Genomic DNA, 10,490 nt, shown 5'->3' on the forward strand with positions numbered 1-10,490 from the left:
TTACTTATTTCTCTTGTTCTTTATATTCAACTCTTTCTTCACAGCTTTAATTCTCTTGTGCGTAAACTTCTTTAATCCCGGCACAAAGGCTCCCGGGTCATTTTCATCTCCCAAATGCGAGTGCAGGTTTTTTTCAAAATCGGCATTGCTATACATTTTCATGCTGTCCTGGTATACAAACTTTCGAATCATAAGCGAAAGCCGATCAATTTCTGCACTCATCGCATCATCAGTAAATTTGCTTTCCAGTAATTCTCCAATGTATTTTGAATAAAAATCTCTGTATTTCTTTATCCCAAACAAGGTCTTCATTAAGGTATTCTCATACCTGTCGTTCAGGAAAAACACGCTTAAATTCTCAGCCTCGTCCATGGTAAAAACCGGACTAAAGGCACAAAATGCATAATTACCATCGTATGGAATCCATTCAAACCTATTATCATGAGTATTTTTATACAAGTAATAATTATGGCGATACAAGAGGTTCATGGCATCTATATTCATGAACAAACTTGTGATGGCAAATATTTTTAAACATTCCGGCACATTAAAGATCTGTTGAAAATGCTCCTGGGCATCCTCATCCATCTTCACACTTCTGTCCAGTGTTTTAATCAAATCCATTAACTCATGGTAATGATTCTCATCCTTCGATTTTAACTTGTAGGCGCGTGCATACTTACTTCTCTCTTCACCTTGATAAAGCAAAGTTGCCTTGGGTTCACCTTTAAAAAATGCTCCTGTTTTGTTCCCGAAATTTCTTTGCACAAAGCCCTTATTAATCTCCTCTACCAAAACATATAAGCCGAAAAGCTCACCGTTCACATACACATTCGCATATGCAGCTCTTGGAACCGGCAATCCTTCCGATCGCATAAAATCGAGGTACAATTTCTCACGCATAAAACTCGGGTCTTTAAAAGCATTGTTCAGGTTGATGGTTTTTAATCCATCCAATTTTTGCTTTTTCACGAACTCCCCAAAGTTTATTTTTATAGACTTCTTCCTTCCGGGATAATAGTCGTAAGACGACTCCCCTTTGATTCTAACTCCGCATGAATAGTACTTTTTCCCGTTGACCTCAACATTTCCCTGCAAGTATCTTTTTTTGCGCATTGAATCGCGCATCTCCTTATGATTCACCAATGAATCCCATGCTGAGCACTGCAGAAAACTTATCCTGATCTCATGCACTTTATCCTCTCCAAACAGTTCACTTCCAGCCATACTCTTCCCCTTATCCTCTTTGCCTGTAGCCAGCAAAACAGGAAGGAACATCGCAATGCATATTGATATGAGTACAACTTTCCGCATTATTCTTTAGAGTTGATATGATAATTTTATTGAAAGCGTTACAATTCTTCTTTTCTCATCCACCTGGTACTCTTCTTTTTCATAGCCTGCACGAAGCAGGTAGGTCAGGCGCTTGTCAATCAACTGATCCTGGTAAGCCAATCGCACTTTCCAGCTATCGTATTTATAGGTGTCAAAATTGGAAACATTGCCTCGAGCCTCATCTGGCGAAGTACCGGTTCCCAACTCCAGGCCTATGTATTGTTTTGCATCTCTCAAATACCTTCGGGTAATTAAAAACACCGATCTTGAAACATCGCTATCCTTTGGCGTAAAGTATCCTCTCAGGGAAAACCAGTAATTGCGATAATATTTTCCCACCGATCCGGTATAGATGTACACATTTTTATGTCCTGAACTCCCATCGAATCGTAAGAATCTCGCACCAGCCGACACTTCAAATTTGGCAGGTAATTTTTGATAGAATTCCGCTCCTGCACGATGCTCCGGGAACAAATCATCAGCCGAATATCCATAATTCAGATACAAATAATTGGTTGCTGATACTCTTGGATAGGCATCAATTTCAAATTGTTTTGAAATTTCATTCGACCATAAGGCTTCTCCATCTTTTACCAAATCACCAAAATTCACTTTCCCGGTAAGGCTTCCCCATGAATTTCTTCTTTGCAATTGAACTGAAGTAACATGCCAGCGTCTAACGTAAGGCTCTTCGAAATGTTCAAAATCATGTTTCAGAATCAGAGAATACTTTCTTTTAGCAGATTTATAGGCTTTAAAAAGTTTGATCCCTTCCTCGCTGCCCGGGTTAATTTCAAGAAGTTCGTTAATGGTTTGTAATGATTTTGCCTCCAGTCCCTTCTCCTGCTGTATCTTAATTTTCTTTAGCAGGATATCCTCTTCTCTTGGGTAGAACGACTGACCATAATCGCAATAAAACAGAGCCTGCGACAGATCACCAGCCCATTTTTCCAAATCGATAATGGCAAGTATTGCATCTTTATTGTCGTAATCATTCTCCAAAACAAGTTGCAGTTCTTTTCTTCCTTTCTCATAAGATTTCTCCCAGGCATGGGTTCTCCCAATTAAAATTCGGGCATCATGATAATTGGGATCTTCTTCCAAAATTTTATAGCAAATTTTCCTGGCTTCTTCTTTTTCTCCATTAAATGCGAGTTGTTGAGCTTTTCTAAATTCAAGCGTCACTGGTCGCGACTGAAGCGAATCAATTTCCTGTGCACTCAATAAATGTGAGCACAATAACAGCAGGCACAGGCTAATGGTTAGAGGTAAATATTTTGCCATATTAATGTAAACTACAATTTGGTTTTTATCTGGTTAATCCAGGTATTTTTTCTTTCTTTCTTGCTTCGCAGATATACTGTCCATAACAGTTTCCATAAAGGGTCGATAATATTTCCAGAAAAACATTTTTCTGTCTTTTACTTGGTTTGGACTGTAAAATGCACCACTAATGGTCTCAATTCCTCTGAAATACGATGAATAAATCCCCATTGGATTATCCGAAAAATCGCAGGCAAAATACAGGAATCGATAATCCTTATCGTGCTCGATAATCGCAGGGAATTGACTTGGCACTTTTAAGGAATCCATCAATTTTCTGCCATCGGCATTCACATCAATTTCGAAATTTGCCAGCACATGATTCCTTTCATCCGTACTGTTAATATCGAACCAATAAGGATAATACACTTTCTCAGGAACATTATATTCGAGTTGAGTACTCAGCTCCGATCTCAAAATTGGAAATTTATCATTCAGATGAGTTTTATCCTCAAGAATAATGATCCGTTCCCTGTTATCCACCAATACAATTCCTCCCTTTTTGAAATTGTACTTTTCTTTATAATTCTTTTCATACAAATCCGGAATCCATTTCGGAATCTCAGGATCCAAAACGGTATCCAATGTTGAGTAGTATTTTCCGACCCAACCAGTCCATTTTACACCCAGCAATTCCTCGGTTTGTCTTCTAATTACCGAAGAAGTTGGAGATGCAAACAAATTAAATTCAGCAATAATGGTTTTGCCTTTTCGCTTTAATTCCCTCAAAAGATTAAACTCATTGGCTTGCAATCCTCCATAAAACAAGGAAATTGTATCCTTGCCATAATCGGGATGATCTTTCCAGTTGGAATTGTAAATGCCATAAGTATCAGCAAAAAACACTACATCCAGCGAATCTGCCAGTCTTTCACTGCTTCCTTCACCATAAATTTTCAGGTCCTTAATTACGTATTCTCCATCCTTATCGGGATGAAAACCAAGAAAATCTTCCGCAAAATCGTACTCCTCTCCCGTGCTCTTCACCCATTTGTTTTGGTTGGCAAGCCAGAAAAATGACAAATGCTCCGAAAAGTTCTTTTCCGGAGTGGTTTTATCGATTACGAGCAAATTGATGGGAATGTCTTTCTCCATCTTCCAGACAATCCATGAGATGACCGGAATAAGTAGAATCAGAAAAACAAATACCCTGACTAACTTCCACATTCGCGTTTTTTACTTTAAAATTACTTATTATTCACCCTTATAACGGGAATGGCAACAAATAAGTTATACTTTTTTGATAAGTATTTTTAATTAATCCATATAATGCCTATTTTCCTATTTGATTAGATTGACAGATTTTTTATAACTCTCAATTTTTTATATGAATATTACTTTTTGATTTATTAATTAAAATTAATCATCCATGAAGAAGTTTTTAATTGTTTTTGTGATTGCAGGTTTTATCTCTACAATTTCATTCGTAAATTGTAAGGCGAAAGAAGTGGAAAAACCAAAAGGTCAGACAGAAATGGAACAGGGCAAAAAACTCGCTGTAGTTTGGACAAGTGGCGACAAGGAAGTTGCTGAAAAAATGGTATTTATGTACACTTTTAATGCTAAAAAGTTTAATTGGTGGGATGAAATCAATTTTATTATTTGGGGACCTTCCTCTAAACTTTTAAGCCAGGACAAAGACTTACAGGAGTACATTGCCAAAATGAAAGAAGTTGGAATTAAGGTTTATGCCTGTAAAGCTTGCGCTGATATGTATGGTGTTTCCGCAGATTTGGAAAAAATTGGAGCCGAAGTAAAATACATGGGAAAACCCTTAACAGAATACCTTCAGAGCGATTATAAGGTAATTACATTTTAAAAGAATAATTCAATGCTTAATCAATCAATACTTGATTTCTTAACCGAACTGAGAGAGAATAACAATCGTGAGTGGTTTCATGCCAACAAGAAGAAATATAATGCTGCAAAAAAGGATTTTGAGCTCTTCGTTGAGTTAAGCATCGAGCAAATTAAGGCTTTCGATCCGGGCATATCAGGTGTGAATGCCAAAGATTGTTTGTTCAGGATTTTTAGAGATGTCCGCTTCTCGCAAGACAAGCGTCCGTACAAAACAAATTTTGGCGCTTTTTTAGCAAAAAATGGCAGAAAAAGTCGCTATGGCGGATATTACATACACATCGAACCCGACAATTGCTTTCTGGGTGGCGGTTGTTATATGCCTGAATCCAATGTTTTAAAAGCCATACGTACCGAAATTTTTCATCACCCTGAAGAATTCAAGGGCATAATCGAAAACCCTAAATTCAAGAAACATTTCCCAGAGATGTACGGCGATAAACTAAAAACTGCTCCACGAGGTTTTCCTAAAGATTTTGAGCACATCGATCTACTGAATTACAAACACTATGCAGTTGGTAAAATGATCTCAAATGAGATTGTACAGTCGGATCAATTTGTGAGCGAAATTGATGAAAGTTTCAAAGCACTTTATCCATTGAATCGATTTTTAAACGAAATTGTTCAAGATTTATAAAACAAAATAAAAAAAATGTCGTTTCAATAGCGAGACGACATTTTTTTTGATTTGGATTAACAAAGAATAACATCTTTTAAAACATTTCATTTTTTTGTTTCCACGATCATTCCTTACTTCGCAGAGTAATACTTAATGAATGTATCAAAGCAGTAAATACATAGCAAAAGTAGAAGAGTTTGTGAGTGAATTACTTTGTGATTTGCCGGATAACCTGTGCTATCACAATTTAAAGCATACAAAGGAAGTGGTCGAGGCATGTAAAACCATCGCTAAAAACTGCAAATTGTCTGCCTCTGATACCGAAATTGTTATCATTGCCGCCTGGTTCCACGATTCGGGACATGCTATAACCTATTTTGGGCACGAGGAGGCGGGAACAAAAATTGCCACAGATTTTTTACAGGAAATCAATTATCCAGGTTCAAAAATCAACAAAGTTGTGGATTGTATCCTGGCTACGCATTATCCTCCCAAACCCAAAAACGAACTGCAACGCATCCTGTGCGATGCCGATATGTATCACTTGAGTCTGGAAGATTACGAATCGCGTAGTTTTTCGCTTTTAAAGGAACTGGAAACCGTTACATCTACCGAGATTCCAAAGCAATATTGGTGCGATAAAAATGTAGAATTCCTGAAAGATCATTGCTACTTCACCAATTATGGTAAAAAGGTTTTACAGTTCCTGAAAGAAAAAAACATCAAAAAATACTTCACTTCTCATTGTAAAAATTGCTGACCCCCTATTCATCAAGGTTTCAGAATGACTGGATAAATTAGGACAATTAATCTAAATTCATTCTTAAAGCTTACTTTACTATATTATCCGCATTGTAAACTAAGCCTAAATCTTAATGAAAAACTTTACTATGATTAGAACATTCGCCCTGGCGATCACGATTTTTTTCGTGAGTAACCTGGCTATTGCCCAGAAAGCCCCTATTAAATACGGCAAGGTTAGTATGGATGAACTATTAATGAAAACTTATGAGAAAGACACCTCAGCCGTTGCAGTTTACCTGTGTGATTATGGTGTAAGCGAAATTCCGTTTATGACCACTACTTTCAGTTTCGATTACAAACACACCCGAATCATGAGAATTAAAATCCTGAAAGATGAAGGTCTTGACTATGGTGATTTGGAATTCTCCTTTTACAAAGGCAGTTCAAATGTAGGTTCGGTTAAAGCCTGTACCTACAACCTGGAAAATGGCAAAATTGTAAAAACAAAAATCAGTGCGAAAGACAGGATACTGGAAAAGTCTTCGGATGATGTTTATACCTACAAACTGGCATGCCCGAATGTGAAACCAGGCTCGGTTGTTGAGTTCATGTATTCCATTTCTTCGGATATTCCACCATATAAAATGGGTCCTTGGTATTTCCAAAAAAGTATTCCAATTGTTTGGAGCGAGTTCAGGGTAAATGTACCTGAATATTTCCATTACAAAAAAAATGGAAAGGGTTACCTGACTTTTGATGTAAACGAACACACTTATGGCAACGGAAGTATTGCTCCACAGGAGCAATTTAGTATCGATAGATATCGCTTTGTGGTAAAAGATGCACCAGCATTTAAAAAAGAGCCATATACCACATCGAGCAAAAACTACATGTCGGCCGTAGAATTTGAACTTGCCGGCGTACAGGAGATCAGAGGTCCATATCACGATAGAATCGGTAGCTGGGAACAAATCAATAAAGATTTGATGGAGAATCAATACTTTGGTGTTCAGCTAAAATCTGGTGGTTTCCTAAAAGATGTTGTAGCCGAAATCAGCGCCAAAGCAGAAACAGATGAAGAAAAAATTCTGGCTGCCTTTAACTATATCAAGGCAAATATGAAGTGGAACGATTACTATGGCAAGTATGTGACAACCAGTTTACGAGCTGCCTTTAAAGAGAAAAAAGGGAATGTTGCAGATATCAATCTCATGCTGGTTGTTTTACTGAATAAATTAGGTCTTAAGGCCGATCCGGTAATTCTTAGTACCCGAAGCAATGGTTTGTTAAGCTTGTTCTCGCCTAGCGAAAGAAAGTTTAACTATGTAATTGCCAGCTGTAAGCTAGGCGAAAACAGAATTTACCTGGATGCTACAGATGCAAACTGTCCGTGTAATCTTTTGCCGGAGCGTTGTATCAACGATAAAGGTAGAGTTATCAGTAGTGCTGGTTCCTTTTTTGTAGACATCGAATCGAAAAGTGTTTCGAAATCGGCAACCATTGCAAAATTAAACTTGAGTGAAGATGGAATGGTTAGCGGAAATGTAGATCTATCGCTGAATGGATTTACTGCACTACAGTTTAGAGATGCTATTCAAAATAAGAGCGAAGACGAACTTCTGGAAACCATGGATGAAGCTTATGAGCTGATTGATGTTGAAAGTGTAGAGCTTGAAAACCTTAAAAATGTTGAAAAAAACGTGGTTTCAAAAATGGAAGTGGAACTGAGCGAAGAGGTAGAAAGTGTAAATGACCTGATTTACTTCAATCCTTTTGTTATCAACAAAATTGATGAAAATCCTTTCACACTGGAAGAGAGAAAATACCCAGTTGATTTTACCTATCCAATGGACAGAACATTTATGCTTGAACTTACTGTTCCTGAAGGATACACATTGGAAAGCAAACCGGCTCCGGCAAGAATTAACCTTCCTGAAAAATCAGGTCAGTTCATGTATTCAGTAAATCAGACTGGTAACAAAATTATGGTAGTAAGCCGTTTTAAAATTAACAAACGCACCTTCTTTTTTGACGAATATGCCAACCTGAAAGAGTTCTACAATCTTGTTGTAGCAAAACATGCTGAAATGCTTGTTCTGAAAAAAATCTAATTAAATAATACTTCATGATATCAATGCTTGGGCTTAGGCTTAAGCCTTGATATCATTCAATTCATAGCCCAACTAAGCCTAAATTTAAACTATGAAACTACATTACTTTTATTTCCTGATTGCCGCCTTGTTGTTCTCAACAAACCTATCGGCAAAAAAAACACCCATGTACCCGGTGAGCGATATCCCCGAAGAATTAAAAGAAGGTGCCAATGCGGTGATTCGTTTAGACAGAACCAATATCAAAATTAATTCGATTTACGATATTGACTACAGGCACGAAACCGCCATTACAATTTTGAACGAATCTGGCGATTCTTATGCCGATGTGATGGTTGGATACAGCAAAACCATATCGCTTAGCAACCTACAAATTGCTTTGTACGATGCACAAGGTGCATTGATTGAAAGGATAAAAAATCATGAAATTAATGATTACTCTGCCTCTGGTGAATCCATGTTTTCGGATGACAGGGTAAAACACTATGAACCCATTCAAAAGAATTATCCTTATACCATAGTGTATTCGTACACCCAGAAATTAAACGAATACACAACTATCGCTGGTTGGTATCCATATGCAGGCTCTAAATGTTCTGTGCAGAAAAGTTCGTATACCATTAGTTCGGCCAATCCTGAATTGTTCAAGTACAAAATGTACAATTCAGATCAAAAACCAATTATCCGTAAAGCAAGTGGAATCACTAACTATTCCTGGGAAGCCAATGATTTGAAAGCATACAAATATGAACCCTATGCATCTCCGTACTCATTAAGAGGTCCGTTTTTGCGTGTTGCTCCTACCACTTTCCAATATGATAAAATCAATGGAAGTACGGCATCGTGGAACGATTTGGCAAAATGGTTTTCAAAACTAAATGAAGGAAGAGATGTGCTGGATGAAAATACCATCGCCGAAGTTAAGAATATGGTAAAGGACTGCCCTACAGATTTCGAGAAAGTGAAAAAGCTGTATGAATACATGCAGAATAAAACCCGCTACGTGAGTATACAGGTAGGTCTGGGAAGTCAGCAGCCTTTCCCTGCACAGTATGTGCAAGATAAATCGTATGGAGATTGTAAGGCACTATCGAACTACATGAAATCCATTTTAAAAATTGTTGAAATTCCTTCATACTATACCATTATTACTTCGGCAAATAAACAAAGAGATCTTGACACAACCTTTGTTCGTAACTTTGGAAACCACATTGTACTGATGGTGCCAATGCAAAAAGATACGGTTTGGCTGGAGTGTACCAGCAAGTTTAGCCCCTGTGGTTTTCTGGGTTCAAGTACCGACGACAGAACAGTTCTTGCCATTAATGAAAATGGTGGGAAGCTTGTAAGAACATCGGTATATAAAATGGAAGACAATACCCAGGAGAAAAGAGGTGAGATTATCGTAAAGGCAGATGGTACTGCCGAGGCACACATCACCGAAGTATGCAGAGGTCTTCAATATTCATACCTGGCCGGCATGTCGCACCTGAGTCCCGAAGACCAGAAGAAAAAGATTTACAGCGACCTGGAACTTCCAGACTTCAAAATTAAGAGTCATGCGGTATCGAAAGAACTTACAAGGATACCAAGCTCAACTCTGGAACTTGATTTAGACATTAGAAATTATGCTTCCAAATCGGGAGACAGACTCTTCATTCCTCTGAACCTGATCAACAGGAGAAGCAATGTTCCCAAAAAAGTGAAAAATCGAGAAACAGACATTTATTACAAACGCGAATATTGCGATACCGACACCATCCATTTTAGCCTTCCTGAAGGTTATGAAATGGAAAGTATACCGGAAAAAAAGGTGATTGAATCAGATTTTGGAAGCTACACGAGCGAAGCAATAAAGGATGGCAATAAAGTCACCTATATCCGCAAGATGGTCTACAAAAAATTCGAATACCCGGCAGAACGCTACGACGAGCTCAGAACCTACATCAAAGCAGTGGTAAGAGCTGACAAGGCGAAGTTGGTGTTGAAGAGAAAAGTCTAAAAGTCCAAAGGTCAAATAGTCTAAAAGTCCAAAGGTCGAATAGTCGAATAGTCGAAAAGTCTATGGGTCCATTGGTTGTTGATAGGTGACTAAAAAATAGAATATTAAAAAAGCACAGTGCAAGTCGTAAGATTTTGCATTGTGCTTTTTTTTTATTTGTTAAGGTTTTGCTCAAAGCTTATTAAAAGCCGCTGTGAAGGCAGCTAGTTTAAAAGGTCCAATAACTTCTCGCCGATATTCGCTGATTAATTCGCAGAGTTTCGCAGAGTGGCATCCGAATTGCACAACCAAGGGTTCCTGAGCGGAGTCGAAGGACCCGGTATAAACTACTAGAATCAACAATTAAGAGATGTAGAAGTTCATAYTGAATTCAGGCTCATCAATGGTTTTAAAGGTACAATAACTTCTCGCAGATATTCGCTGATTAATTCGCAGAGTTTCGCAGAGTGGCATCCGAATTGCACAACCAAGGGTTCCTGAGCGGAGTCGAAGGACCCGG

The 10,490-nt window shown here is 38.0% G+C and carries 8 protein-coding genes; 5 read left to right on the forward strand and 3 right to left on the reverse strand.

Translation table 11 applies throughout. From position 1 onward, the window contains the following. The 3 genes from ELS83_RS12745 to ELS83_RS12755 are packed head-to-tail and all read right to left on the reverse strand — an operon-like array spanning position 1 to position 3,825. Positions 1-1,314: a CotH kinase family protein gene (locus ELS83_RS12745; RefSeq protein ID WP_171595943.1), complete on the reverse strand. Its 1,314-nt coding sequence runs from the start codon at positions 1,312-1,314 to the stop codon at positions 1-3. A 6-nt stretch (positions 1,315-1,320) separates the two neighbouring features. Continuing rightward, positions 1,321-2,619 carry a YaiO family outer membrane beta-barrel protein gene (locus ELS83_RS12750; protein ID WP_171595944.1) on the reverse strand — a complete coding sequence of 433 codons (1,299 nt, stop codon included), beginning with the start codon at positions 2,617-2,619 and terminating at the stop codon, positions 1,321-1,323. 33 nt (positions 2,620-2,652) lie between these two features. After that, positions 2,653-3,825, reverse strand: coding sequence for a hypothetical protein (locus ELS83_RS12755; protein ID WP_171595945.1), 1,173 nt, complete (start codon positions 3,823-3,825; stop codon positions 2,653-2,655). Positions 3,826-4,027: 202 nt separating this feature from the next. Here ELS83_RS12755 and ELS83_RS12760 point away from each other — a divergent pair, with 202 nt between their 5' ends. The 5 genes from ELS83_RS12760 to ELS83_RS12780 all read left to right on the forward strand — a co-directional run bounded on the left by ELS83_RS12760 (position 4,028) and on the right by ELS83_RS12780 (position 9,991). Continuing rightward, positions 4,028-4,477: a DsrE family protein gene (locus tag ELS83_RS12760; protein WP_249414449.1), complete on the forward strand. Its 450-nt coding sequence runs from the start codon at positions 4,028-4,030 to the stop codon at positions 4,475-4,477. 12 nt (positions 4,478-4,489) lie between these two features. After that, positions 4,490-5,152, forward strand: a complete 663-nt coding sequence (locus ELS83_RS12765; protein WP_171595946.1) for a DUF2461 domain-containing protein — start codon at positions 4,490-4,492, stop codon at positions 5,150-5,152. Between the two features lie 139 nt (positions 5,153-5,291). Continuing rightward, complete coding sequence (locus ELS83_RS12770) at positions 5,292-5,894, forward strand: HD domain-containing protein (protein WP_171595947.1); 603 nt, start codon at positions 5,292-5,294, stop codon at positions 5,892-5,894. 130 nt (positions 5,895-6,024) lie between these two features. Continuing rightward, positions 6,025-7,989 (forward strand): DUF3858 domain-containing protein, encoded by a 1,965-nt coding sequence (locus ELS83_RS12775; protein ID WP_171595948.1) that lies wholly within the window; start codon positions 6,025-6,027, stop codon positions 7,987-7,989. A gap of 91 nt (positions 7,990-8,080) precedes the next feature. Continuing rightward, on the forward strand, positions 8,081-9,991 hold the full coding sequence (locus ELS83_RS12780; RefSeq protein WP_171595949.1) for a DUF3858 domain-containing protein: 1,911 nt from the start codon (positions 8,081-8,083) through the stop codon (positions 9,989-9,991). Positions 9,992-10,490 lie beyond the last annotated feature (499 nt).

Origin of the sequence: Marinifilum caeruleilacunae (assembly GCF_013141825.1) — a bacterium.
In the GTDB taxonomy this organism is placed as follows: Bacteria; Bacteroidota; Bacteroidia; order Bacteroidales; family Marinifilaceae; genus Marinifilum; species Marinifilum caeruleilacunae.